The organism is Enterobacter cloacae complex sp. CARB60 (assembly GCF_036487345.1).
GTDB classification, from domain to species: domain Bacteria; phylum Pseudomonadota; class Gammaproteobacteria; order Enterobacterales; family Enterobacteriaceae; genus Enterobacter; species Enterobacter asburiae_D.
In genome coordinates, this window is record NZ_JAZKLC010000002.1 from 1,298,012 (window position 1) to 1,320,951 (window position 22,940).

Here is a 22,940-nt window from a genome sequence, read left to right on the forward strand (position 1 = left end):
AAGGAGTGAACTATGACAAAAGGTTATTATCTCGTCCAGGGGGATATGACAACCTGTGGCGGCAAGATTGTGGACGGTGCAAGTGATCACTGCCTCTTTGGGAAGGCGATCGCCCTTGAACGCGATCGGGTGACCTGTGGTCAGCATCCAGGAATGTATATGATTGCGGGCGGGATCTCGAATGACAGCGTACATGGACGTAAAATGGCGGGTACTCTAGACAGCACCAGTTCCTGCCCCTGCAGGGCGCGCTTTGTGCCATCGATGATGCGGGACACTTACGAGAAAGGAGGAGAGTGTATAAGCTCTTCATTTACACTTGATGGGCTTATTGCTTCTTTACAGACTCCCTATGAGAACCTGCATTCGGAAAATAAGAGTGAACGTCATTGTGCTCATACTGATGGAGCCATTAAGGTTGCTGAATATATACTCAGTGAAATCAAAGCTAATGTCAGAGGCCGTAAGGCAGAAACAATTCGAGGTTTAATTGACGAAGATACATTAAATAAAAGACGTGCCGAATGGGATAACCTTCCCTTTTACTCAAAGTTATCTCTCCCTCCCCAACCTGATCTGCTGGCTGCCATGGCTATCTGGTATCAGACTGTAAAAACGGGTTCTACATGGGATCATAAACCAATAATTCGCGATAGATTTTCGTCAGTGGCTGTTGCACGACCTTTACCTAGAAAAGGAAAACCATCAAGATCTTATTACCACAAGTTTAAACAACACGATTACTTTTATGATGTGTGGTCAAATATACATTATGGCTATGTTGGCCTTAGTGTCGGTTTTTCTGAATCATTGCTCCTAAAAGGTTCTACTTGGGAACAAAATATGACGCCAGGTGCCATTGGGGATGATACGGTAGACGATGTTACGAGCATGAAAATCGGGTTTGCTCTGTTTCATCAATATGGGAAATATGCAGAGAATTTGACTGTAGATAATATACTTGACGCGCTCGTGAAAACACCTGATGTGCTACTTCCTCACTCAAGAGAAAAACATTGGTGCTGGAATGGAAATAACTCAGAAAAGATTGAGGAGTGATTTTGGCAAAGAAAATAAGACTGATTTTTATTATGTTTTTTTTAGGTCTATTGGTGCTGGTTGCTCAAGTTATCCCGATACGACCCGTAATTACCATTATAAATCATACTAATAAATATATATACGTCTTTGCAGGTGTGAGTGTCTATAATGTCGACCCTGATCCTGGCGAAGTTGAGCGAATTGTAAAAGCAAAGCCAGAAATTATAGCGCCTGGTGGGGAAAGTGTATTTACGCCTTCATTTATATCTCTATTCAGAAAGGATGCAGCAATTGATATCAGTTGGAGGGTTGGTAGTCAATATGAATATAATCAAACTGGTGGGGGAGGGCGAAATTTTATCCTGTCTTCAGTTGAGGGTTCTTGTTCTGTATTGATTAAAATAAAAAACGGACGCAATGACGATGCTCTTGAAAGTGTTCCTGGTGATTTGTGTTTAAAGAAGATAAAAGCATTCAGATATAAATATTGATCAATATCTCTTCCTTTTTGATGGCACCTTATTAAGTTTGATATTTTCAGTTCATTAATTAATGAGAAAAATTAATAAAAAACCTATGGACGATTTAACCCTGCGTTATTACGACGCTGAAATGCGCTACCTGCTGGAAGCCGGTGAAGAGTTTGCCCGTGCTCACCCCGAACAGGCGGCAATGCTCAATCTCGATAAAGCGGGCGCACGCGATCCTTACGTGGAGCGGCTGTTCGAGGGCTTTGCCTTCCTGATGGGGCACCTGCGTGAAAAGCTCGATGACGACCTGCCGGAACTAACCGAAGGGCTGGTCAGCCTGCTGTGGCCGCATTACCTGCGTACCATTCCGTCAATGTCGGTGGTGGAGTTCACCCCTGACTGGCGCGAGATGAAAGAGCAGATGCGCATCGTCAAAGGTTTCGAGGTGAACTCGAGGCCGATCGGTGAGAAGGGTACTCGCTGTCGGTACACGACAACCAAAGAGATTACCCTTCAGCCGCTGTCGCTGGAACACGCTCGCCTGTCAACTGACCCTGACGGGCGTTCGGTCATCAGCCTGCGGTTTAACTGCAGCCACCTTGCCGACTGGAGCCGTGTCGATCTCAGCCAGCTCCCGTTCTACTTCAATGCAGACGCCCCGCTGGCCTGCGCCATGCATGAAGCCTTTACCATGAACACGGCGCGTCTCTGGCTGCGGATGCCGGGTGACATGGACAGAAGACCGCTCGACGGGTACTTCGCCGCGCTGGGATTTGGCGATGACGATGACCTGTGGCCGAAGGGAAGCAGCAGCTTTAGCGGCTACCAGCTGCTTCTGGAGTACTTCACCTTCCGTGAGAAATTCATGTTCACGGGGCTACGTGGGCTGGAGACTGTGGTCTTTCCGGCTGAGCTCTCCTGGTTTGAAATCGACGTGGTACTGGCGGAGCGCTGGGAGCATGATTTCAGCTTTACTGAAAAGCATCTGCGTCTGAACTGTGTGCCGGTGATTAACCTGTTCCCGCTGGAGTCTGACCCGCTGACGCTCAACTCCCTTCAGACCGAATATATGCTGCGCCCGATGCGCGTGCAGGATGGCCATACCGATATATACGCGGTGGATTCAGTGATGTCATCGAGCCAGCATACCTACGTGCCGTTCTCCAGCTTTCGCCACAAAGGTGGAATGATGCGCCATGAAGCCCCGGAATATTACTACCACACCCGCGTGCGCCGCGGTCCCTCCGGGCTGCATAACACCTGGCTTATCCTGGGGGGCGAAGCGTTTGATAACCACACCGTCCCTGAAGATGAAAGCCTGTCGCTGACGCTCACTGGTACCAACGGCCAACTGCCGCGACGAGCATTGCAAAGTACCGTGCTCGATACGGTAATGAAAACCACGTCGGCCAGTATCGCCGTGCGCAACCTGTGTGCGCCAACGCTTCCTTGTTACCCGCCGGCGCAAGACCGTTTCCACTGGCGCGTGCTGAGCCATCTCGGTAGCGGGTTCCTGTCGATGATGGATAACGCCGATGTGCTGCGCGGCACCCTTGCGCTGTATGAATGGACCGATAGTGAGATGAACCGCCGCCGCCTGGAAGCCATTATCGACGTGAAGCATAGTGAAACCGAGCGATTTGAGCAGGGTTACCTGGTGCGCGGCGTGCAGATTGAAGTAACGCTGGATAGTCACGGCTTTGCCGGGCGCGGCGACATCTGCCTGTTCGGCGAGATGCTGAGCCGCTTCTTCGCGCTCTACACCGACATCTATCTGTTCAATCGCCTTATTATTATTCTGCAACCAACCGGAGAGCGTCTGGAATGGGAAGAGAAGCACAACCGCCGCATTCCCGGCTGACACCGAGGCTTGAAGCCGACCTTCACCGCATTAACTTCTATCGGTTATGTCAACTGCTGGAGAAACGCAACCCGGGCAGACCGATAATGGGATCGACCAGCCATCCCTCTGATGATCCGGTGCGTTTTGCGCCGCATCCTGGGATGGGGTTCCCGGCCAGCGAACTGAAGGCTGTCGAATATGACGAAGAAGATGACAGCAAGCCAGCTGTTATTCGCACCACCTTTATGGGCATGTACGGTGTCGATTCGCCCTTACCGACGGCGTATCTCGATGATATCACCTTGCGCCGGGAAGGGCATGAGACGCTGCAGGGTTTTCTGGATATCTTCAGTCATCGCATTCTGACGCAGTTTTACCGCGTCTGGCGTAAATACTCTTACCCCGCCACGTTTGAGCCGGGCGGAACGGACAGCATCTCGCAGTCGCTGCTGGGGCTGGTGGGGTTGGGTATTCCCGGTACTGCGAAGCATATTGCCACTCCAGTATCCCGTTTTCTGTCGCTACTTGGAGTGCTACAGCAGCCGGGAAAAACCCAGGAAGGGATCCAGGCTCTTGTGAGTCTGCTGGCCCCCGATACAACGGTGCAGGTCAGCCCCTATTGTCTCCGGCCTGTAGAGATCGACAGGCCGCTGGGTTTTTACGGCGACGAAGATTTTCTGCTTGATGGCAATACGCCGCTGGGTGACGAAGCGATGGATGCAGGTAGCCAGCTGCTGATTGCTCTCGCGACGGATAATGAACAGGAAGCGCAGGGCTGGAAGCCTGATGGACAGTTGTACCTGGATTTCCTGGTTATGTTGCGGGTGTATCTGGGCTGGCGGTTTAAGGCCAGAATGACCCTCACGACGTCTGTTCGACTGCTTGCCGTACCCCCGCTGGGTGAGAATCCTTTCTGGCTGGGAATGAACGGCGTGCTGGGAGCAGAAGGGGATAGCCTTCCTGACGACATCCCTGAAACCTTTACGACAGAGCTGGGTTATTACAGCGGGCTGGAGCCCGCGCAACCACAACAAGGAAACCGACATGTTACGTACAAGTTTAATTAAGACTACGTGCTGGGTGATGCCTCTGATAGCGCTTACTCTGACAGGTTGCGGGGTGACGCAGAGCGTCGCCGACGGTACCAAATCGGCGTTTAATTCTGTGTTCTATAAAAAGATTAAAATCCTGCATCTGGATTTCACCGCCCGTGAAGCGCTGAACACCGACTCTCGCGAAAATAACTCGCTGTCAGAGCCTGTCGTGCTTCGGGTTTACCAGCTCAAAGACCGTAAAACTTTTGATAATACGGTTTATCAGCACCTGCTTCAGGATGATGCCAGCATTCTGAAAGAGGATATGCTGGCCAGTCGTGATGTCGTGGTGAAGCCGGGCGGTGATGCGAGCCTTGATATGCCGATGGAAGAAGAGGCGCAGTTTGTCGCGGTAGTGGGGTTATTTCGCCATCCGGATATGACCAACAACACATGGAAGCAGGTTATCAAACGCAGCGATCTGGATCCGGATAAACCGCGCATTCTGGAAGCTGGTGAGAACCATCTGACGCTGCAGCCGCTTAAGGACGACTGATGCCCCAGAGACATAACACCCCTTCGCTGTATGAAATGCTAACCGGAAATTTTACAGGTGGCCTCAACCTCAACCAGGTCAGTGAAGAAAATCAGGTCATTCTCTCGGTATTGGATAACATGCAGCGCGTACTCAACTGTCGCGCCGGCACGCTGGCGCATTTGCCTGACTACGGGTTGCCTGATATGACGAAAATCCTGCAGGGGATGCCGGGAACGGCCCATGAGCTTATGGGCACATTGTCTGCCGTCCTGCTCAAATATGAGCCACGGCTGAAAAAGATAGACGTTGTTCTGCTGGAGCAGAACGTACCCGGCGAGTTGCGCTATGCCATTGACGCCGAACTTAAAGGGATTGGTCTGGTGCGGTACGGCACTGAGTTTATGCCCGAAGGACGGGTCCTGTTGCGACATCTCAGGCAACAGCAGTATCTCGACACAACAACCCGTATATAAGGTCAGATAACATCATGTCCGTAAAATCACAGTTCCTGAAGAAGCTTCAGGAAAGGCAACCCGTTCCGGCTTCTCCTGGCAGTAAGTGTCAGACTGATATAGCAGAGTTTCGCCTGCGAATGGAGCAACTTCAGACGCAGATGGATGAGTGGCTGACAGGTACTGGGCTGAATGTAGAGCCGCTGGCGGCATTTGTTCCGGACCTGCTGGTAGAGGGAGGTACTTTCGAGATTTCCGGTATCGTTCTGCGTTATGACAGCCGTGCGGTAAAGTTTATGCCGATATTTCTGTATGGCCAGGGCGTGGCTGGCTGTGTCGATGTAACTTTCTGTTCTGGGGAAAAGATTATTTCTCAAGGACGCCTGTTCATGCGGGTGGGGTGTGTGAGTAACTGGACTTATACTCCCCCTGAAACGTCATCTCAGTCAGGGCAACTATTTGATGAAGGTACTTTTTTTGGTCTGATTTTAGCGTTATTGCCATAGCGATAATATTCATTCTCTTTATTAGTCACTGCGAATTGACCCGTGAAATGATCATGGAAGTAATAATGAAAAAACTAAGCCTCTTTCTTATGTTCAGTGTCCTTTTTACCTTACAGGCTGAGGCCGCACGAGGAAGACAGCCCTGCTCAGGTTCAAAAGGAGGGATTGCACATTGCACCTCGGATGGCCGTTTTGTCTGTAACGACGGCAGTTTTAGCCAGTCGAAGCGATTCTGCTCCGGGTACGGTAATGCCGCAACTCACCAGCAGGAAAATTTTTCCGCGCCTACAAGTAAAACACGGACTAAAAAGGTGAAAACCCCGAAAAAACAGGAGCAGCAACCCGTTATGGAAAGTGTTGAGCCAGTCAATACGCAACCCCGTCAGCCCACATGCGCTCCTCTTTATATGGCAAACAAACCCGGCTTCACCCATTTACCGATTTGTTCAGGGAATCAGTATTAATCCTTGTGGAAGAGGTTCCTTCTCCACTATGCGGATTGAATGAACTGGAATGCAAGAAGAAAGGAAATAAAAAATGGCACGTAGAAAAAAGGATAACAATTCTGCGGGAATTATTCTGGTTATTATTGGTGTAATTGCCTGGGGTATTTATGTCGCGGTAAGAGCATTAATTAACCTTAATGAGCGATTTATTGAATCAGTGTCGAATCCGGTCGGAATAGTCGGTCTGTTTTTTGGTTTACTGATAGCTGTTGCCCTGATAATACGGGTTTTCATTTACCGTGGCTTTCTGAAGAAAACAGCGGAGCTTGAGCAGGCTATGTCGTACCTCATTCAGAAAGAGAAAGCCTTTGAAGAGACGGTCAGCACTGAAGTGGCTCGCGGTCTGTATCACGAAAAGAAACAGCTTTCGGGTCAGTGGGAGGAATTTCGCAATGCCAGAAATAAAGCCTCCCGGGCACTGCAGCGTATTGTGGATTCTGCATATAAATTCAAAGTCAAAACCCTGCTTTCCGGTACCACGGTGAATAACTGGCAAAGCAAGTATGACCAGCTCAGGAAGGAGAGAGACGCTTACGCTGCTATCAGCGAGAAAATCACCTTTCTGGAACTTGTGTCAACAACGGGTAAAAAGTGATCCACTAACCGTCACCACCAACGGTTTAATATTGATCCACCTTGTTTACTCAGGATTAGCTTCCGCTATAACCCCGGCCTTTCGTTTCTGCTTCAGTCGATAGCTCTCTCCTTTTATCTGGACTACGTGTGAGTGATGTAAGATCCGATCCAGCATCGCCGATGTCAGGGCCGCATCACCTGCGAACGTCTGGTCCCACTGCCCGAACGGCAGGTTGGAGGTCAGGATCATCGCGCTCTTCTCGTAACGTTTGGCGATGACCTGGAAGAACAGCTTGGCTTCCTCCTGACTGAACGGCAGATAGCCTATTTCATCGATGATAAGCAGCTTCGGGGCCATGACACCACGATTGAGAGTCGTTTTGTAACGGCCCTGACGCTGTGAAGTGGACAGCTGTAGCAGCAGGTCCGCTGCTGTTGTGAAGCGAACCTTGATGCCCGCCCGTACTGCTTCGTAGCCCATAGCTATCGCCAGATGTGTTTTTCCCACGCCCGATGGCCCCAGCAACACGATGTTTTCGTTACGCTCTATGAAGCTCAGGGATCGCAGCGACTGGATTTGCTTCTGAGGAGCGCCGGTGGCGAAGGTGAAGTCGTACTCCTCGAACGTCTTCACCGCCGGGAAGGCTGCCATCCGCGTGTACATCGCCTGTTTACGCTGATGCCGGGCCAGTTTCTCCTCATGTAACAGGTGCTCCAGGAAGTCCATGTAGCTCCATTCCTGATCCACCGCCTGTTGCGACAGCGCCGGCGCTGCGCCGATAAGACTGTCCAGCTGCAGCTGTTCAGCAAGTACCATCAGCCGTTGATGTTGCAGTTCGACCATCATGCGGCTCCTCTGCAGAACGTGTCATAGATGGAGAGTGGATGATGCAACGGCTGCCTGTCGAAGGTCATCAGGCTTTCATCAACCTGCACGTCATACTGTTTCTTCTCCGGTGGCAGTGCCAGCATGGATTGCTGTTCCTCCACCCAGCGATCACAGGGGCGGGTCTGGATAGTTTCATGCTTACGTTGATTGGCCACATCGTACAGCCAGCGCAGGCCGTAACGGTTTGCGGTTTCAACATCGAGGGTGATCCCCATCGGGCGCAGGCGCGTCATTAACGGGATATAGAAGCTGTTTCGGGTGTACTGCACCATCCGCTCCACCTTGCCTTTAGTCTGCGCCCTGAAGGGACGGCACAGGCGGGGAGAGAAGCCCATCTCTTTACCGAACTGCCACAGGGAAGGATGGAACCGGTGCTGCCCGGTCTGGTAAGCATCACGCTGCAGCACCACCGTTTTCATATTGTCGTACAGGACTTCCTGCGGTACACCGCCGAAGAAGCTGAACGCATTGCGGTGACAGGCTTCCAGCGTGTCGTAGCGCATGTTGTCGGCGAACTCGATGTAAAGCATTCTGCTGTATCCCAGAACAGCAACGAACACATGCAGGGGTGACTTGCCGTTTCGCATGGTCCCCCAGTCAACCTGCATCTGCCGTCCGGGCTCGGTTTCGAAGCGAACGACCGGTTCTGCCTGTGCTGGCAGGGTCTGTTTGCGGATGAACTCTCTCAGGATAGTAAGCCCTCCACGATAGCCCAGCTCCATGATTTCCCTGGCAATAACGGTCGCCGGAATTTTGTAGGGATGCGCATCGCTGATCCGCTTAGAGATGTAATCACGGTATTCATCGAGCAGTGATGATGGTGCCGGGCGTGGTGAATACTGCGGCTTTTCAGATTTAGCTTTCAGGTGGCTGCGGACAGTATTGCGCGAAATACCCAGCTCCCTGGCAATGGCCCGGATACTCATTCCCCGCTTGTGCAGGACTTTAATTTCCATACGAATCTCAAAAGTGATCATAAGCTCCCCTGTATTCAGAGGAGCAGATTAACCCCTGGATCAATTTTCAACCGCTGGGGTGGATCAGTTTTGCACCGTTGGTGACATATGTGGATTGACTACTGCAACAACCCGGCAGATGCATGGCCGATTATCGCTGAGAACAAAATCAAGATTGAGCCCGTGAAACGAGTTAGAAACTACAACGAGTGGTATGAGGAATGGGATGCTAGCGTTAATTCACCGCATTTCTGTGAATCACATAAAAACCCATTACGCGCGGCGATGATTGTGTTCCTGCTATCTCAGGACGACAAACATGCTTAGCCAATCAGAAGCCCAATCCTACGAGCAGCAGAGCATACGTCGAACGTTGTGCGCAGGCTGCACGAAGGAGCTATCCGACGATGAGGCTCACGTATGTGAGGAATGTGCGGCACTGGCAATAGCGTATCGCGACCCTAACGGATTTATGACGGAGGAAGATGAGTCGTGAAATTTAATATCAATAACTACGTAATGGTTAAATTAACCGATGCTGGAAGAAATGAGCTACAGAGGCAGCATGATGAGCTCGTTAAAACAACCGGATACAGGGGTGCATATCAGCATCCAAACACCGATAGCAATGGCTACTCCAGATTCCAGTTGTGGGATTTGATGGCGACATTCGGTCATATGATTTTTAACGGCTGTACGCCTCCTTTCGAAACTGAAATCATCATTGGTGAAAAAACGGAGAGTTAAAAATGGCTAAAGGCAAAACGCCGAAGCCTAAGACCTGTCCAATCTGCTCTACCGAATACACCCCCCGAAGTTCTCTCCAGAAAGTCTGCCACAACTACAAATGCGCCATTGCGTTCAATAAGCAACGTGATGCGGAAATTGCTGCCCGTGAACAGCGCAAGCGCGACAAGGAAGCTCGTGCAAAGTGGCGAGAGCGCAAGGCTGAAGTTAAGCCGCTAAAGCACTGGGAAGACCTGACGCAGCGAGTAGTTAATGACTACATCCGAGAACGAGACAGGGATTTGCCATGCATCAGCTGCGGAACGTGGACAACGGTACAGTGGGAAGCGGGGCATTTTAGGTCAAGAGGCAAGGCATCACATCTGAGGTATCACGAAGACAATATCCATGCTCAGTGCCATCACTGCAATGTGCATCTGTCAGGAAACCAACAGCAGTACCGAATCAATCTCATAGCCAAAATCGGCGCAGAACGCGTTGAGGCGCTCGAAAACAACAATACCCCTCACCGAAACACCAGAGAAGAACTGGACGCCATCAGAAAGCGTTACAGGGCTTTGCTGCGCGAACTGGTTAGGGCGAGACAGGAGGCAGCATGACTGATAAATACACTCTTATTTATGCAGATCCACCTTGGGTATATCGCGACAAAGCAGCCGATGGAAATCGCGGCGCTGGGTTCAAATACCCAGTGATGAACGTACTGGATATTTGCCGGCTTCCAGTTTGGGAGTTAGCAGCAGAAGATTGCCTGCTGGCTATGTGGTGGGTTCCCACTCAGCCTGTTGAAGCATTAAAGGTTGTAGAGGCATGGGGATTCAGACTAATGACCATGAAGGGATTCACCTGGAATAAATGCGGTAGCCGACAGGCAGATAAATTGGTGATGGGGATGGGGCATATGACTCGGGCTAATAGCGAAGACTGCCTGTTTGCCGTACGCGGAAAGTTACCTGAGCGCATTAATGCCGGGATTATCCAATCATTTACTGCTCCGCGCCTTGCACACTCGCAAAAGCCGGATTGTGTGCGAGAAAAACTGGTGAAGTTATTAGGTGATGTGCCGCGCATTGAGCTTTTCGCACGCCAATCTTCGCATGGGTTCGATGTATGGGGAAATCAGTGTAAAGGTCCAGCGATTGAATTAATTAGCGGAAAGGCAGTTCATCTTAATCGCAAGGAGGTCGCATGAGTACCGTAACCAACATCCAGCAAGTCAAATGGCAGCGTCACGCAGATGAGCAGGAACTTAAATCACTCGATGCGAAGATTGCTGATGCGGAGAAGGCGGTTAGCTTGCTCAAAAAGCGCCGCGGCGAGCTTGAGAGCAAGCTTTTCATCAACAAGCCTGACAATGACCCCGAGGCTGCCTAGATGAACATGAGTATAAGTTCACTAATCCCCCTTCTTGGTTGGTTCGCAGCAATTTTATGGTTAGCCCACGACATTCTGAAATACAGGGAAGAGCACAGGGTAAGGACTGTAATTGATGCCGCTGAGAGATTTCATGTCGAATATAGATTGATGAAAATCCACAAAACGTCATACCGGAGAGCTAAAGCATGAAGCACACACCGATATTCGGCATGGTCAACTTCATCGACGATGCTCATTTCCGCCGCGTATGGAAGCACCCAAAGAAAACCATCAACTCACGCCAGAAGGCATGGGTTCACTACATGCTCCAGGTATGGGGAAAGGTTAACGCCGGAGATGATTCCCCGGGTGGTGCAATCAACGTTATCGGCCGCCTGATGATTCGTAGCCAGTGGAGTGATGACAAGGCTAAGCAGATTGAGTCTGTCGTCATGCGGCTGTACGAAGAAGATGGACTGCGTGGAGATGCGCTCTATAAGAAAGCTCGCGAACTGGTCATCCCTCAATCATCGTTCAGCAACATCATCGCTCTCGCCAAAGAATCCGATGATGCTGCTTTCGTTGAACGTGTGATGGTCAAGACGTTTCACCGTGAAAGCCCCGTCCGCGATGTAGCTATTAAGCGATATTGCAATCGCAATTGCACGCAAGATATCGCCAGGCTGATGAATGCAGTAACCGGAATGGATATCCAGTCATGCAGGCGTAGGGTTGTCTGGTGCGAGAATGTGCTCGATTCGGAAATCTTTTATGCGATGAGGCGTGAAATTGAGAAGGAATTTCCACAAGCAGCATAATATTTAGGTCAATTGCCCTAAATAACTTGCCATCGCGAAATTGAAGTAGTACATTTTGTGTATGCTCGGAGCAAAAGCGAACAGAGCAGCCAAACAAATAAGCCCTGAGGTTCACGCCTTGGGGCTTTTTGCGTTAATGCCGATAGCAAAACACATCGTCACTGTGGCGGTGTTATCTTGCATGAGGTGGAAGAGTAGCGCTCCTTCCCGTCAGCTCCACGAAACGGAGCCCATAACAGGTAAAATCATTGCCCCGGCGAGTCCAGGCACACTTCCCTGGCGCGGCAATGATTTTTCCGTTGTGGTGAATGCGCAGGCTGATGCGACAAATGTGATGGCGCTGCAAACGCCAAATCCATTTATAGGGGCTAAGCGTGTCCTGTCATGCCTTTAAGACTCGCGAACTTATTGGTACTGAAAGCCGGATATCAGCACCGGCCACCACACAATGAGCGTTTCCTTCCCGCGTCGGCATGAATTGGAAGGTGTAGGTCAGCATTAACATGTCGCCTGATGAAGCTTAAGGCAGAAACCGAAAGGTCGCGACACTTCCCCGAGCTGACTACGATGGGAAGACAGGCCGACACCATTCAAGCCCTTGCAGAAATGCAGGGGCTTTTTATTGCACGACCTTTCTGAAAATGCCCTTCCACCAACAACCAGAACCTCACTCACACACCTCATGCGCTTCGTGGTCACGGGGTAGGGCATTTTACAAAAAAGAAAACCCGCTCAATGGCGGGCTTCGTGAAGATGGGTGGCAAGAGACTGCTCGAACAGCCTCTTGCCTGATTTGCTCATGCCTTTAGTCACGAACAAACCACGTTACCGCAAAATGTATCCTGGATTTGTTCTCAAATACATCAACCTTTTCTTAATAATGAACAAATCCCCCAAAATGAGGGGTGGAAATGAAACGTATGCCAGATAAAGAAAGCATGGCGGGACTCTCATGGCTGGTCTTGCTTGGGCTGGCTTGCTGGGGTGGTCTTGTGCGCTACCTCATCGACGTGAAAAACAATAAAGCAACCTGGAGCTGGGTTAACGCTCTGGCACAAATAGCAGTATCAGGACTCACCGGGGTGATAGGCGGCCTGATAAGCCTGGAGGGTGGACTGAGTTTCTATCTTATTCTTGCTGCATCTGGATTGAGTGGGGCAATGGGGTCTGTTGCGCTGACTTATTTCTGGGAGCGGCTTACAGGAATTAAAGATGCAAATAATTAATTCTCAGCGCAAGGCTTTCCTCGACATGCTTGCATGGTCGGAAGGAACCGATAAGCCCGGGCAGAAAACAAATAATCATGGTTATGATGTAATTGTTGGTGGATCAGTATTCACCGATTATTCAGATCACCCTCGCAAGCTAGTAACACTGAACCCTAAGTTAAAATCCACAGCAGCCGGTCGCTATCAGCTTCTGGCTCGTTGGTGGGATGCATACAGAAACCAGCTTGGGCTGAAAGATTTCTCGCCAGCCAGTCAGGATGCAGTAGCGTTGCAGCAGATTAAAGAACGTGGCGCACTGCCTATGATTGATAGTGGCGATATACGCCAGGCTATCGACCGATGCAGCAATATCTGGGCATCACTGCCCGGCGCTGGATATGGTCAGTTTGAACACAAAGCTGACAGCCTTATCGCCAAATTCAAAGAGGCTGGCGGCATCGTTAATGAGCCAAAATCATGAGCAGGTTAACCACAATCATCATTGCTGTTGTCGTCTGCATCATCGTATCGCTTGGGTGGGCTGTTAATCACTACCGTGATAACGCCATAGAATACAAGAAGCAACGAGACACGGCGGTTAACGAAGCTGCACTGGCAAAAGCAACCATTACCGATATGCAGACTCGTCAGCGCGACGCTGCCACTCTCGACGCCAAATACACACAGGAACTCGCAGATGCAAAAGCTCAAAATTATGCTCTGCAGCGCAAGCTTGATAATGGTGGCAGGGTGCTCGTCAAAGGCCGCTGTCCAGTGCCAGCCTCAACCCAAACCGCCGTCACCTCCAGCATGGGCAATGATGCCTCCGTCGAACTCTCTGACGTTGCTGGACGAAACGTTCTCGGTATCCGCTCCGGAATCATCAGTGACCAAGCATCCCTGAGAGCCCTGCAGGAATACATCAACACTCAGTGCCTGAAATAGCCGCATAAGGAACCTTCATGCTTAAGCCAAAAATCACTTTTGATTCCTACAGGAAAAGATGGAGATGCCAGACCATTGTTCAATGGCCTGGAGAAAAGTGCTTTGTAACTGGCGTGGGCACGACGATTAATGGTTCATATGCTCGCTGGAAAGTTCTGCAAAGAGTCTGCGACCAGAGAGGCCCAGAGTAACCCACCATATCGCTACATCTTCGCTGCTTACCTGCATTAGCCATGACTGCAGTCCCTCCTTTCTGCAAGAGCGTGCAGGTTATTCGAAAAAGATGATACCGCGTCACAGCATTGCGGGATGTCTGTGGCGTTCATAGCTGCCTTCTCAAGCAGTGGTAGAAGAATTGAGGATATATAAAGTTCTGCAAATGGTGTCGGTAAAGCGCCATTGACAGAGTTTTATGTAGATTTGAAGCGTCACTGGTGTCGAGAATTCCCAGTGAGATATCCAAACATCCAGCAGGAAATTCCAAAATGACTAAACGCGCTATCTCAACTGGTGGTTATCCAATCGAAGTATCCACCCCAACTGACCCGGTAACCATCCCTGCAGCGACAACCTCAGCAATCGGCGGGGTTAAGAAGATGGCTGCACAGGCTGATTCAACTGCAACTGATGTTGCTGGCCTGTTGGCTGACTTCAATGCTCTACTGGCTAAAGCTCGTGCTGCCGGGCTGATGTGATGATCACCATGAAGGTGGTCGCACAAAAGCGGTGGTGGGTAAGCCCATTACTTTCCGTGCTTAAGGCATTTGTCTATGCACGCATCGTTAAAGATAAACACTTCAGATCCCTTTCATGCTTCATTGCTCGATGGGGATTCAAGTTCAAGAAGGAGAAGTGAAATGGCCCTCATACATATCACGCGTGAAAACGGAAAGTATATTGCGCGAGGCTATGGCCACAGCAATGCCAGTCATTCACCAATAAGTGCATATGTTGGGCTCAAATTGATGAGAATGTATAGGCTTGGTCTTATTGGCAGCAAGTATCCATTTACCAGAATCGAATGGATACACATCCAAGCAAAAAACATCACTAACAAACTCTCCATGGAGCGCAAGCTAATGAATCAACGCTTTGCGACACCAAGAGTGACATTCTGAAAGAGAAATAACTATGGCCAGGCCAACCAAGTACCAGAAGGCGTACGCCGAGCAGGCTCGCAAGCTGTGCATGCTTGGCTACACCGACGCTCAATTAGCAGACTTCTTCGAGGTCTCTGAAGCAACTATCAATACGTGGAAGAAAGAGCACCCAGAGTTTCTGGAGTCCGTAAAAAAGGGCAAAGACCTTGTTGACGCTGAAGTGGTCGATAGCCTCTTCCAGCGAGCAATGGGTTATGTAGCCCCTGACACAGATATCCGCGTTATTGATAACCAGATAGTCAAAACGCAAATCAAGAAGCATTACCCTCCTGATACTGCAGCCGCCATCTTCTGGCTTAAGAATCGACAGAAGAAAGACTGGCGAGACAAAATTGACCACGCTATCGAGGGTGCCAATGGCGGCCCGGTAGAAGTCGTCAATTACACAGCAGCAGATTACGCGGCAGCTCAGGCAGCAATGGAGGAGAAACTAAAAGGCCTGGACTGATATGAACGAAATTATCGAATGGGATGATTTGTCATTCCCTGAGCGTGTAGTGCTTCGTTCAAAGTCCACCAAATCGTTTCTCAACTTCACTCGCCTGTGGTTTGAGCTGATTCAGGGCGATCGCCTTCTGGTTAACTGGCATCACCGGTTAATGGCGTCAAAGATTGATGACCTGATAGCCGGTCGATTAGAGCCTGGCAACCTGATTATCAACATTCCTCCTGGCGGGACGAAAACTGAGTTCTTCTCGATTCACTTTCCGGCCTACGTCAATGCACTGGTGCAGGAAGGCAAGCTCAAGCGCTTTCGTAACCTGAATATCTCATTTGCTGACACTCTGGTTAAGCGTAACTCACGCCGCACCAGAGACATTATCGCCAGCAAGGAGTATCAGGAGTTCTGGCCTTGCTCATTCGGCGTTAATCAGGCTGAAGAATGGGAGATAAAAGACGATCGCGGGCGCTCAATCGGGCAGACGGTTTCCCGTTCAAGCAACGGGCAAATTACCGGTGGTCGTGGTGGTTACTACGGTCCAGAGTTCTCCGGCATGGTTATGCTGGATGACTACAACAAGCCAGTCGACATGCTCAGTGAGTCGCGCAGGAATAGCGCCAACACGCTTCTGGTGAACACCATTCGCTCTCGTCGTGGTGATAAGTCCAAAGAGCACCCAACGCCGTTTGTGAGCATTCAGCAGCGCCTTCACACCGATGATGCAACAGGTTTCATGTTATCTGGCGGGATGGGCGTAAAGTTCCACCATGTAGCTATCCCTGCCCTGATTGACGAGAAGTACATCCAGTCTCTTGCTGAGCCATGGCGCTCTCTGTGCTGGGAGACGGTGAAGGATACTGACTCTGTGGAGGTATCCGGCACTCGCTACTGGTCATACTGGCCGCAGATGGAAGACGTGAACGACCTCCTGCAACTCTGGGAGAAAGACCGTTACACATTCCTCTCTCAGTACCAGCAGAATCCTATGGCGCTCACTGGTGGAATCATCGATACCGACTGGTTCCAGACCTACACCACGCTTCCCAAGCTCACTCACCGAGCCGTATACGTTGATACGAACAGCGGCAAAGTTGAGGACTGGCTTGACTACACGGTATTCACGCTTGTTGGCATGGGTGTTGATGGCAACCTCTATATCATCGATGTAGTGCGTGGTCGCTGGGACCCTGAAGACCTCCTGAAGAAAGCGGAAGAGGTCTGGGAGAAATGGCGTATGCAGGGCTCGCTACGAATCATGCCAATGCGTCATATGGCTATCGAAGAGAAACAGGCCGGGCAAGGTCTGATAACCACCCTCAAGAAGCGCAACAGCATACCGGTTAAAGAGATACCTCGCGGTGCAGGACAGAACAAACTGGTTCGCTGCCTCAACGTCATACCTCAGATTAAAACTGGCAAGGTCTATGTTCCTGCCACTCACGATGAGCACGGAGCTATCAGGCCTCACGTTTACTACGAGGACGGAACGGTAGCTGGTACTACCTCATGGGTTATCACCGCAATGACTGAATGCGCCGCTTTCTCTGCTGACGACAGTCACGACAATGACGACATCCTTGACACCTGGATGGACGCCATTGACGACAATCTTATTTCTGGTCGCCAGCCAATGGTTATCGACCCGAGCCAACTCAGGAGAATTTAAGTGTGGCCGTTTAAAAAGAAACAAGTCGCCGCGCCTGAGCCGGTGAAAGAACAAAAGCCTGAGATGAAAATCCGGGCAGAGGCGGTAGCAGAGATTCAGGCTAAGCCGCATCGCGAGATTGAACAGTACAAGCCACCGAAAGGCGTTATCCCTGAGAGCATAGAGAAAGGCATACTGGCGATGGACTCAACGCCATACGCCTCTCTGAACGAAGCTTATATGGGATATACCTATGGCTATCCTGACAGTTTTCCTGGCTATCCATATTTGGCTACGCTCGCTCAAAAGCCTGAGTATCGCAAGATGGTCGGAACCATCGCCGAAGAGATGACCCGCAAGTGGGTCAAGCTTAGGACGGTTGGCGATGACGATAAAGCAGATCGCGTCCAGAAACTCTACGCTGCAATGGAAAAGTTCAAGGTTAAGGACCGATTCCGCGAGGCAGCAGAGCATGACGGTTATTTTGGCGGCGGCCAGATTTATATCGATGTTCAATCGGCTAAAGGCGTTTCTGCATGGACTGACCCGGTAGAATTGCAGTCAAAGCTTTTTCTGTCTGACAAGAAGATTAAGAAAGGCAGTCTCAAGGGATTCACCGTTATCGAGCCAGTCTGGACTTACCCTGGCGTCTACAACACAGATAACCCGATGAGCCCTGACTTTTACAAGCCGACAGAATGGTTTGTGATGGCTAAGACGGTAAATGCCAGCCGTATGCTGGACTTTGTGTCACGAGAAGTGCCTGACCTTCTTAAAGCGGCGTATAACTTCCGGGGGCTAAGCCTTACGCAGATTGCCGAGCCGTACGTTAATAACTGGCTGAGGACGCGGGACAGTGTAAGCGACCTGATTCACTCGTTCACCATTCCTGTTCTCTCAACCAATATGGCGAAAGTGTTACAAGGCGGTGGCGCAGAGTCGCTAATTAATCGCCTTCAGATGTTCAATCAGTGCCGGGACAATCGCGGTGCTTTTGCTGTAGATAACACACCCGCACAAGAGGAAAAGGCTGAGTTCATTAGCGCGCCTCTTGGTGGTCTTGATGCCTTACAGGCGCAGGCACAGGAGCAAATGGCAGCGGTTTCCAGCATACCGTTGGTCAAGTTGCTAGGCATTTCTCCTGCTGGCCTTAACGCATCATCTGATGGTGAGATTAGAGTCTTCTACGACTACATCCACGCACTGCAGCAATCCATCTTCAAAGACAACCTGAAGCGCGTTCTGGACATCATCCAGCTTTCAGAGTTTGGCAACATCGACCCAGATATCTACTTCGAGTTTGAGCCTCTCTACGAGATGACCGAGAAAGAGAAAGCAGAAATCCGCAAGATTGATGCTGACACCGATGCGGTAAACGTAGCAACTGGAGCGCTGACGGGTAACGAGATTCGGCAGAAGATCGCAAATGACCCCGACAGCCCATACCACTCACTGGACTTAAGCGATGACATCGAAATCGAAGACGACTACGAAGACGATGACCAGCGGGAAGAAGAAATCGACGCGGCAAACGCTGAGGGCAATTCATCCTAATGCCGGTGTTGAGGCGTGGTATCGCAGACAATTAGACAACCAAATCAGAGAGATGCAGAAGTCTGTTGTGTACTGGCTGACCGCTAATTACAAAGCAAGTGGTGCAGCGGTGGCAATGGACGCATCTCCTGCCGTGTTTATGCGTGATGCCATGAAGAAACTCGCTAAGCGATGGACAAAGGCATTTGACAACGTGTCTCAGAAGTTGGCTGAAAGGTTTGCCGGTGACGCGATGAAGAATACCGATGTATCTCTCCATAACGCACTTGAAACTGCTGGATTCACGGTTGAGTTCAAAATGACCGCGCCGATGAATAACGCACTTCAGGCGACCATTGCAGAGAATGTTGGGCTGATACGCTCGATTCCGGAGAAGTATTTCACTGAGGTTGAGGGGCTGGTAATGCGCTCGGTTGCACGAGGTCGTGACCTGTCTTACCTCACTGACGAACTTCAGAAGCGTTATGGCATTACGCGCAGGCGTGCAGCATTAATCGCTCGCGATCAGAACAACAAGGCGACTTCAGTAATGCAGGCAGCAAGGCAGCAATCACTTGGTATCACTCAGGGCGTCTGGAAGCACTCTCAAGCTGGCAAGGAACCACGACCATCGCACGTTAAAGCTGATGGAAAGGTATTTGATCTAAGCAAGGGAATGTATCTGGATGGTAAATGGGTTATGCCAGGTGAGGAAATCAATTGCCGTTGCACCTGGTCACCAGTCATACCCGGTCTTAGCTAGACGGAATAAACAATGAAAACAACTGAACGGTTGGCATTTGACCGCGCATCAGTGCGCTCGTTTGATGGCAACGGCAGGCTTCAGATCGCAAAGACAAACATCAGCAAGGCCAATGTGTGCCCATATTACGGTAAAGAAATACCGAATTGGGAAGCACTAGGACTTGAGCCTGACAAGATATACAGGCTATGGCGTCATCCTGATGAACTGAAAAAAGCCGCTGCAACATTCAATAACATCCCTGTTTTGAGCACTCACATCCCTGACTTCCCTGGCGACCCACCAAGGCAATATCGGGTAGGAACCACCCATTCTAACTGCGAGTTTGACGGCAAATACCTGACCGTAGGGATGAGCATTTGGGATGACTCGGCGATTGCTGGTATCGAGACAGGCGAACAAAAAGAACTCTCTGCATCGTACCAGTACGTCGCAGATATGACCCCCGGCACTACCCCTGATGGTGAAGTTCATGACGGCATCATGAGAGAGATTGTTGGGAATCACGAAGCGCTGGTAGAGACCGGCCGAGCGGGACCAGATGTACTGGTCGCAGATTCATTACCCCCGGAGTTAATGCTCATGAGCAAACGTAAAGCCGCGATTATTCGCGCAACGCTGAAGCCGTTACTGGCAGCTGATGCTGATTTGGAGGCTGAAGTACGGAAGGCGCTTCTGGCGCTGGATGAGGCCGAAAAAGAAGACGAGAAAGAAAAGAAACCGGCTGAAGACGAGGATGACGACAAGGGCGACGAGAAGAAGAAAACCGCTGACGACGAAGATGACGAAGACAGCGATGACAAAAAGAAAAAGCCAGCCGAAGACGAAGACGATGAAGACGATAAAAAAGACGACAAAGTCTCCAAAACGGCAATGGACAGCGCGATCCGTTTAGCAGCCGACAGCGCAACCAAACGTGCGGCGGAGAACTTCCGCAAAGTGCGTGAAGCTGAGCAGGCTGTGCGCCCACTGATTGGCGATGTCGTTGCAATGGACTCAGCTGATGATGTCTACCGCACTGCGCTTGAGCAGGCTGGCGTGGATATCGAAGGCGTTCATCCTTCGGCCTTCCCTAAGATGGTCAAAATGGCTATCGAGCAGCAGAACAACAAACGACCTGTCATTGCGCAGGATTCCGCATCTCACAGCGAATTTGAGAAAGCTTTCCCGACCGCTGGCAAACTGAAACGAGGTTTCTAACATGGCAGGTTTTCAGAGTGTAATTAACCAATACCCAGCACCGGGTGTTGAAGGTGGCTTTGCTAGCACCAACCCTCACGCCACTTTCCTGGCTGGCGAAGCAGCATTGGTAGCTGGCACTAGCGGTCTTACTGTTGGTCGCTTTGCGTGGGCTGTCGATGGTGTTGCATCAAATACCGGCACAGGCGCTCCTTCAGGATTCGTTCATCGCGATGGTCAGGCTTCAATCACTGTATGGCTTGGTGAGGCTTCAATGCTCATTCAGCCAGGCCGTGAAGTAACCCTGATGACCGCTGGCGACTTCTGGGCTCGTACCGCCACTGCAGCAACTCGCGGTCAGAAAATCTTCGCTGTGCTTGCTGACGGCACCATTAAAACCGGTGCGGCAGGAGCAACCATTTCCGGCGCAGTCGAAACGCCTTTCTATGCTGGTAGCGCTTGTGATGCAGGCGAACTGGTCAAAATCAGCACCTGGAGCAAGTAATGAACGAATTTCAGAAACACTATTCCGCTGCTAGCGGCAAATACGGCATCATTCTGCCGGGCGCGAAAGACTACCTGAAGCCTGACTTCGCAGAAAACTTCCAGATGGCTATGGATGCCCAGCCAACCATGGTTACTGCGAACAACGCAGGTATCCCGGCGTATTTCACCAACTACGTTGATCCTGAGCTGATTCGTGTTCTGGTCACGCCAATGAAAGCCGCTCAAATCTACGGCGAAGTGAAAAAGGGCGACTGGACCACCTTGACCGCGCAGTTCCCAATCGTTGAAAGCACCGGTGAAGTTAGCTCCTATGGTGACTTCAACAACAACGGCATGGTTAGCGCCAACGTCAACTGGGTGCCTCGTCAGTCATACCACTACCAGACCCATACCCGCTGGGGTGAGCGCGAGCTGGATATGTACGGCGCGGCGCGTATCGGTTACGCAGCAGAGCTGAACGTAGCATCTGCTCTGGTTCTGCAAAAGTTCCAGAACAAATCCTACTTCTTCGGCATTGATGGGCTGATGAACTATGGCGCACTGAATGACCCTAGCCTTCAGCCATCCGTAACTCCAGCGCCTACTGGAACAGGTGGTAGCGTTCTTTGGGATGACAAAGATGGACAGGCGGTTTATGACGACATCGCCGGACGTCTGTGGAAGCAACTCGTAGCGCAGACCAAAGGCCTTGTGGAGCGCACCGATCGCCTCAAGCTCGGCATGTCTCCAGTGTTAGAGGTCAACCTGACCAAAACTAACATGTACAACGTGAACGTCACTGACCTTCTGAAGAAAAACTTCCCCAACCTGACCATCGAAACTGCTGTTGAGTATTCAACCGATGCGGGCGAAATCGTGCAGTTGATCGCCGAGCGTCTGGGTGAGCAAGACACCACTTATGCTGCATTCACTGAGAAGATGCGTGCGCATGCTGTGGTAGTAGAGGAATCATCCTGGAAGCAGAAAAAATCCGGTGGCACCTGGGGCACCATCATCCGTCAACCTCTGGCAATTGCCAGCATGCTGGGAGCATAAGAAATGGCTGAAGTAGTTACTGTTGGTTGCAAACTGCCTAACGGCCTTCTGATTGATGTTGACGGTGTGGTTGTCCATATCAATGGGGCAAATTCCTCGTCTGTAGTTGGAGGTTACGGCCTGACTGAAGGTGTTGATAAAGACTATTTCGAAAAATGGTTGAAGCAACACGCAAATCAGCGCTACGTGAAAGGCGAACTGGTATTCGCTCAGGCAAAAACCAACAGCGCACAGTCCAAGGCTTCCGAAAACGCCAAAGTGAAAACCGGGCTTGAAGGTCTGCCGCAGGACAAGCCTATGGAAGGCGTGGTGAAAGACGAAGAAGCAATGAAGGCGCGAGGTTAATCATGGCGATCGTTGTTTTCGACATTAACGCATTCCGTGAGCGTTACCCCGAGTTTGACACGGTAAGTGGCACGCTGCTGAATGCGTATTTCGTTGAGGCAACGGTCTACCTTGATAACACTGATTGCAGTCCTGTTACCGATGTAAATGTGCGTGCGGTGTATCTGAATATGCTCGTGGCGCACATTGCAGCCCTGAATTCAGGCGTGGGTGGTCAGAAGCCATCCGGACTTGTCGGCAGGGTTGCGAGTGCATCTGAAGGGTCTGTGTCAGTGTCTACCGGTGAGGTCCCTGTAAGTCCATCGTCATGGTGGTATCTGCAGACACCTTACGGCGCTGCTTACTGGCAGGCTACCGCTCCTTACAGGACGTTTAAATACGCTCCTGGCGCATCACCATCATTCTATCCCGGACATTATTACCGCAGGCCAGTTACCCGGAGGTGA

31 protein-coding genes and 1 pseudogene are annotated in these 22,940 nt (G+C 50.7%); 30 read left to right on the plus strand and 2 right to left on the minus strand.

The annotated features are described in order from the left end of the window. The first annotated feature begins 12 nt into the window (after positions 1-12). From V4835_RS07260 to V4835_RS07300, 9 genes and pseudogenes are all read left to right on the plus strand, one after another. Complete coding sequence (locus V4835_RS07260) at positions 13-1,059, plus strand: polymorphic toxin type 44 domain-containing protein (protein ID WP_331411722.1); 1,047 nt, start codon at positions 13-15, stop codon at positions 1,057-1,059. Next, entirely contained in the window at positions 1,056-1,532 is a 477-nt protein-coding gene (locus tag V4835_RS07265) for a hypothetical protein (RefSeq protein WP_331411724.1), read from the plus strand. Before V4835_RS07260 ends, V4835_RS07265 begins: the two co-directional genes overlap by 4 nt. 85 nt (positions 1,533-1,617) lie before the next feature. Continuing rightward, positions 1,618-3,372, plus strand: coding sequence for a type VI secretion system baseplate subunit TssF (tssF, locus tag V4835_RS07270; RefSeq protein ID WP_331411726.1), 1,755 nt, complete (start codon positions 1,618-1,620; stop codon positions 3,370-3,372). Further along, on the plus strand, positions 3,336-4,421 hold the full coding sequence (gene tssG / locus V4835_RS07275; RefSeq protein ID WP_331411728.1) for a type VI secretion system baseplate subunit TssG: 1,086 nt from the start codon (positions 3,336-3,338) through the stop codon (positions 4,419-4,421). The genes tssF and tssG overlap by 37 nt, the downstream gene beginning before the upstream one ends. Further along, positions 4,399-4,944 (plus strand): type VI secretion system lipoprotein TssJ, encoded by a 546-nt coding sequence (tssJ, locus tag V4835_RS07280; RefSeq protein WP_331411730.1) that lies wholly within the window; start codon positions 4,399-4,401, stop codon positions 4,942-4,944. The genes tssG and tssJ overlap by 23 nt, the downstream gene beginning before the upstream one ends. Further along, positions 4,944-5,399 (plus strand): type VI secretion system baseplate subunit TssE, encoded by a 456-nt coding sequence (tssE, locus tag V4835_RS07285; RefSeq protein ID WP_331411732.1) that lies wholly within the window; start codon positions 4,944-4,946, stop codon positions 5,397-5,399. The genes tssJ and tssE overlap by 1 nt, the downstream gene beginning before the upstream one ends. A 14-nt stretch (positions 5,400-5,413) precedes the next feature. Then, the gene (locus V4835_RS07290; RefSeq protein WP_331411734.1) at positions 5,414-5,884 is read left to right on the plus strand and encodes a hypothetical protein; all 471 of its coding nucleotides are present in this window, start codon (positions 5,414-5,416) and stop codon (positions 5,882-5,884) included. A gap of 65 nt (positions 5,885-5,949) precedes the next feature. Continuing rightward, positions 5,950-6,348: a hypothetical protein gene (locus tag V4835_RS07295; RefSeq protein WP_331411735.1), complete on the plus strand. Its 399-nt coding sequence runs from the start codon at positions 5,950-5,952 to the stop codon at positions 6,346-6,348. Between the two features lie 73 nt (positions 6,349-6,421). Next, positions 6,422-6,961 (plus strand): annotated as a pseudogene (locus V4835_RS07300) (GIY-YIG nuclease family protein); the annotation flags it as partial. A gap of 69 nt (positions 6,962-7,030) precedes the next feature. Here the strand turns inward: V4835_RS07300 and istB are convergent. Together istB and istA are read right to left on the minus strand one after the other, a co-directional pair. Further along, positions 7,031-7,813 (minus strand): IS21-like element ISSen3 family helper ATPase IstB, encoded by a 783-nt coding sequence (istB, locus tag V4835_RS07305; RefSeq protein WP_001531258.1) that lies wholly within the window; start codon positions 7,811-7,813, stop codon positions 7,031-7,033. Then, positions 7,810-8,832, minus strand: coding sequence for an IS21-like element ISSen3 family transposase (istA, locus tag V4835_RS07310; RefSeq protein WP_279750628.1), 1,023 nt, complete (start codon positions 8,830-8,832; stop codon positions 7,810-7,812). The genes istB and istA overlap by 4 nt, the downstream gene beginning before the upstream one ends. A gap of 87 nt (positions 8,833-8,919) precedes the next feature. On the opposite strand from istA, the gene V4835_RS24360 reads away from it, so the two are divergent. From V4835_RS24360 to V4835_RS07410, 21 genes are all read left to right on the plus strand, one after another. Continuing rightward, positions 8,920-9,138, plus strand: coding sequence for a phage protein NinX family protein (locus tag V4835_RS24360; protein WP_442877309.1), 219 nt, complete (start codon positions 8,920-8,922; stop codon positions 9,136-9,138). Then, positions 9,131-9,307 carry a protein NinF gene (locus V4835_RS07315; RefSeq protein ID WP_331411737.1) on the plus strand — a complete coding sequence of 59 codons (177 nt, stop codon included), beginning with the start codon at positions 9,131-9,133 and terminating at the stop codon, positions 9,305-9,307. The genes V4835_RS24360 and V4835_RS07315 overlap by 8 nt, the downstream gene beginning before the upstream one ends. Continuing rightward, positions 9,304-9,558 carry a hypothetical protein gene (locus tag V4835_RS07320; RefSeq protein ID WP_331411739.1) on the plus strand — a complete coding sequence of 85 codons (255 nt, stop codon included), beginning with the start codon at positions 9,304-9,306 and terminating at the stop codon, positions 9,556-9,558. The genes V4835_RS07315 and V4835_RS07320 overlap by 4 nt, the downstream gene beginning before the upstream one ends. 2 nt (positions 9,559-9,560) lie before the next feature. Beyond that, positions 9,561-10,157: a recombination protein NinG gene (locus V4835_RS07325; protein ID WP_331411741.1), complete on the plus strand. Its 597-nt coding sequence runs from the start codon at positions 9,561-9,563 to the stop codon at positions 10,155-10,157. Next, on the plus strand, positions 10,154-10,750 hold the full coding sequence (locus V4835_RS07330) for an MT-A70 family methyltransferase (protein ID WP_331411743.1): 597 nt from the start codon (positions 10,154-10,156) through the stop codon (positions 10,748-10,750). Before V4835_RS07325 ends, V4835_RS07330 begins: the two co-directional genes overlap by 4 nt. Further along, positions 10,747-10,932 carry a hypothetical protein gene (locus tag V4835_RS07335; RefSeq protein ID WP_331411744.1) on the plus strand — a complete coding sequence of 62 codons (186 nt, stop codon included), beginning with the start codon at positions 10,747-10,749 and terminating at the stop codon, positions 10,930-10,932. Before V4835_RS07330 ends, V4835_RS07335 begins: the two co-directional genes overlap by 4 nt. 188 nt (positions 10,933-11,120) lie before the next feature. Continuing rightward, entirely contained in the window at positions 11,121-11,732 is a 612-nt protein-coding gene (locus V4835_RS07340) for a hypothetical protein (RefSeq protein ID WP_052923235.1), read from the plus strand. Positions 11,733-12,652: 920 nt separating this feature from the next. Next, entirely contained in the window at positions 12,653-12,958 is a 306-nt protein-coding gene (locus V4835_RS07345) for a phage holin family protein (RefSeq protein WP_331414096.1), read from the plus strand. Beyond that, on the plus strand, positions 12,945-13,421 hold the full coding sequence (locus tag V4835_RS07350; protein ID WP_331411746.1) for a glycoside hydrolase family 24 protein: 477 nt from the start codon (positions 12,945-12,947) through the stop codon (positions 13,419-13,421). The genes V4835_RS07345 and V4835_RS07350 overlap by 14 nt, the downstream gene beginning before the upstream one ends. Next, positions 13,418-13,885, plus strand: coding sequence for a lysis protein (locus V4835_RS07355; protein ID WP_331411748.1), 468 nt, complete (start codon positions 13,418-13,420; stop codon positions 13,883-13,885). Before V4835_RS07350 ends, V4835_RS07355 begins: the two co-directional genes overlap by 4 nt. A gap of 485 nt (positions 13,886-14,370) precedes the next feature. Then, the gene (locus V4835_RS07360) at positions 14,371-14,580 is read left to right on the plus strand and encodes a head fiber protein (protein WP_320707195.1); all 210 of its coding nucleotides are present in this window, start codon (positions 14,371-14,373) and stop codon (positions 14,578-14,580) included. 75 nt (positions 14,581-14,655) lie between these two features. After that, a complete protein-coding gene (locus tag V4835_RS07365) occupies positions 14,656-15,003 on the plus strand; it encodes a hypothetical protein (RefSeq protein ID WP_331411751.1) in 348 nt (115 codons plus the stop codon). Between the two features lie 13 nt (positions 15,004-15,016). Next, positions 15,017-15,493 carry a hypothetical protein gene (locus V4835_RS07370; protein WP_063957805.1) on the plus strand — a complete coding sequence of 159 codons (477 nt, stop codon included), beginning with the start codon at positions 15,017-15,019 and terminating at the stop codon, positions 15,491-15,493. A 1-nt stretch (position 15,494) separates the two neighbouring features. Further along, the gene (gene terL, locus V4835_RS07375; protein WP_331411753.1) at positions 15,495-17,153 is read left to right on the plus strand and encodes a phage terminase large subunit; all 1,659 of its coding nucleotides are present in this window, start codon (positions 15,495-15,497) and stop codon (positions 17,151-17,153) included. After that, on the plus strand, positions 17,154-18,686 hold the full coding sequence (locus V4835_RS07380) for a DUF1073 domain-containing protein (RefSeq protein ID WP_331411754.1): 1,533 nt from the start codon (positions 17,154-17,156) through the stop codon (positions 18,684-18,686). It abuts the gene before it with no gap. A gap of 52 nt (positions 18,687-18,738) precedes the next feature. Continuing rightward, the gene (locus tag V4835_RS07385; RefSeq protein ID WP_331414097.1) at positions 18,739-19,428 is read left to right on the plus strand and encodes a phage head morphogenesis protein; all 690 of its coding nucleotides are present in this window, start codon (positions 18,739-18,741) and stop codon (positions 19,426-19,428) included. Between the two features lie 12 nt (positions 19,429-19,440). Further along, positions 19,441-20,628, plus strand: coding sequence for a DUF2213 domain-containing protein (locus V4835_RS07390; protein ID WP_331411755.1), 1,188 nt, complete (start codon positions 19,441-19,443; stop codon positions 20,626-20,628). 1 nt (position 20,629) lies between these two features. Continuing rightward, positions 20,630-21,112, plus strand: coding sequence for a structural cement protein Gp24 (locus tag V4835_RS07395; RefSeq protein WP_044157985.1), 483 nt, complete (start codon positions 20,630-20,632; stop codon positions 21,110-21,112). Beyond that, a complete protein-coding gene (locus V4835_RS07400) occupies positions 21,112-22,149 on the plus strand; it encodes a DUF2184 domain-containing protein (RefSeq protein ID WP_331411756.1) in 1,038 nt (345 codons plus the stop codon). Before V4835_RS07395 ends, V4835_RS07400 begins: the two co-directional genes overlap by 1 nt. A 3-nt stretch (positions 22,150-22,152) precedes the next feature. Then, positions 22,153-22,494 (plus strand): hypothetical protein, encoded by a 342-nt coding sequence (locus tag V4835_RS07405; protein ID WP_331411757.1) that lies wholly within the window; start codon positions 22,153-22,155, stop codon positions 22,492-22,494. Between the two features lie 2 nt (positions 22,495-22,496). Beyond that, on the plus strand, positions 22,497-22,940 hold the full coding sequence (locus V4835_RS07410; protein ID WP_331411759.1) for a DUF4054 domain-containing protein: 444 nt from the start codon (positions 22,497-22,499) through the stop codon (positions 22,938-22,940).

Coding starts and splice junctions, on each gene's coding strand:
- istA (WP_279750628.1), bottom strand. CDS start 8,832: ATGATCACTTTTGAGATTCGTATGGAAATTAAAGTCCTGCACAAGCGG.
- tssF (WP_331411726.1), top strand. CDS start 1,618: ATGGACGATTTAACCCTGCGTTATTACGACGCTGAAATGCGCTACCTG.
- V4835_RS24360 (WP_442877309.1), top strand. CDS start 8,920: ATGTGGATTGACTACTGCAACAACCCGGCAGATGCATGGCCGATTATC.
- V4835_RS07365 (WP_331411751.1), top strand. CDS start 14,656: ATGCACGCATCGTTAAAGATAAACACTTCAGATCCCTTTCATGCTTCA.
- tssJ (WP_331411730.1), top strand. CDS start 4,399: ATGTTACGTACAAGTTTAATTAAGACTACGTGCTGGGTGATGCCTCTG.
- V4835_RS07295 (WP_331411735.1), top strand. CDS start 5,950: ATGAAAAAACTAAGCCTCTTTCTTATGTTCAGTGTCCTTTTTACCTTA.
- V4835_RS07290 (WP_331411734.1), top strand. CDS start 5,414: ATGTCCGTAAAATCACAGTTCCTGAAGAAGCTTCAGGAAAGGCAACCC.
- V4835_RS07395 (WP_044157985.1), top strand. CDS start 20,630: ATGGCAGGTTTTCAGAGTGTAATTAACCAATACCCAGCACCGGGTGTT.
- V4835_RS07370 (WP_063957805.1), top strand. CDS start 15,017: ATGGCCAGGCCAACCAAGTACCAGAAGGCGTACGCCGAGCAGGCTCGC.
- V4835_RS07330 (WP_331411743.1), top strand. CDS start 10,154: ATGACTGATAAATACACTCTTATTTATGCAGATCCACCTTGGGTATAT.
- tssE (WP_331411732.1), top strand. CDS start 4,944: ATGCCCCAGAGACATAACACCCCTTCGCTGTATGAAATGCTAACCGGA.
- terL (WP_331411753.1), top strand. CDS start 15,495: ATGAACGAAATTATCGAATGGGATGATTTGTCATTCCCTGAGCGTGTA.
- V4835_RS07340 (WP_052923235.1), top strand. CDS start 11,121: ATGAAGCACACACCGATATTCGGCATGGTCAACTTCATCGACGATGCT.
- V4835_RS07260 (WP_331411722.1), top strand. CDS start 13: ATGACAAAAGGTTATTATCTCGTCCAGGGGGATATGACAACCTGTGGC.
- V4835_RS07360 (WP_320707195.1), top strand. CDS start 14,371: ATGACTAAACGCGCTATCTCAACTGGTGGTTATCCAATCGAAGTATCC.
- tssG (WP_331411728.1), top strand. CDS start 3,336: ATGGGAAGAGAAGCACAACCGCCGCATTCCCGGCTGACACCGAGGCTT.
- V4835_RS07400 (WP_331411756.1), top strand. CDS start 21,112: ATGAACGAATTTCAGAAACACTATTCCGCTGCTAGCGGCAAATACGGC.
- V4835_RS07315 (WP_331411737.1), top strand. CDS start 9,131: ATGCTTAGCCAATCAGAAGCCCAATCCTACGAGCAGCAGAGCATACGT.
- V4835_RS07345 (WP_331414096.1), top strand. CDS start 12,653: ATGCCAGATAAAGAAAGCATGGCGGGACTCTCATGGCTGGTCTTGCTT.
- V4835_RS07405 (WP_331411757.1), top strand. CDS start 22,153: ATGGCTGAAGTAGTTACTGTTGGTTGCAAACTGCCTAACGGCCTTCTG.
- istB (WP_001531258.1), bottom strand. CDS start 7,813: ATGATGGTCGAACTGCAACATCAACGGCTGATGGTACTTGCTGAACAG.
- V4835_RS07410 (WP_331411759.1), top strand. CDS start 22,497: ATGGCGATCGTTGTTTTCGACATTAACGCATTCCGTGAGCGTTACCCC.
- V4835_RS07390 (WP_331411755.1), top strand. CDS start 19,441: ATGAAAACAACTGAACGGTTGGCATTTGACCGCGCATCAGTGCGCTCG.
- V4835_RS07350 (WP_331411746.1), top strand. CDS start 12,945: ATGCAAATAATTAATTCTCAGCGCAAGGCTTTCCTCGACATGCTTGCA.
- V4835_RS07385 (WP_331414097.1), top strand. CDS start 18,739: ATGCAGAAGTCTGTTGTGTACTGGCTGACCGCTAATTACAAAGCAAGT.
- V4835_RS07355 (WP_331411748.1), top strand. CDS start 13,418: ATGAGCAGGTTAACCACAATCATCATTGCTGTTGTCGTCTGCATCATC.
- V4835_RS07325 (WP_331411741.1), top strand. CDS start 9,561: ATGGCTAAAGGCAAAACGCCGAAGCCTAAGACCTGTCCAATCTGCTCT.
- V4835_RS07335 (WP_331411744.1), top strand. CDS start 10,747: ATGAGTACCGTAACCAACATCCAGCAAGTCAAATGGCAGCGTCACGCA.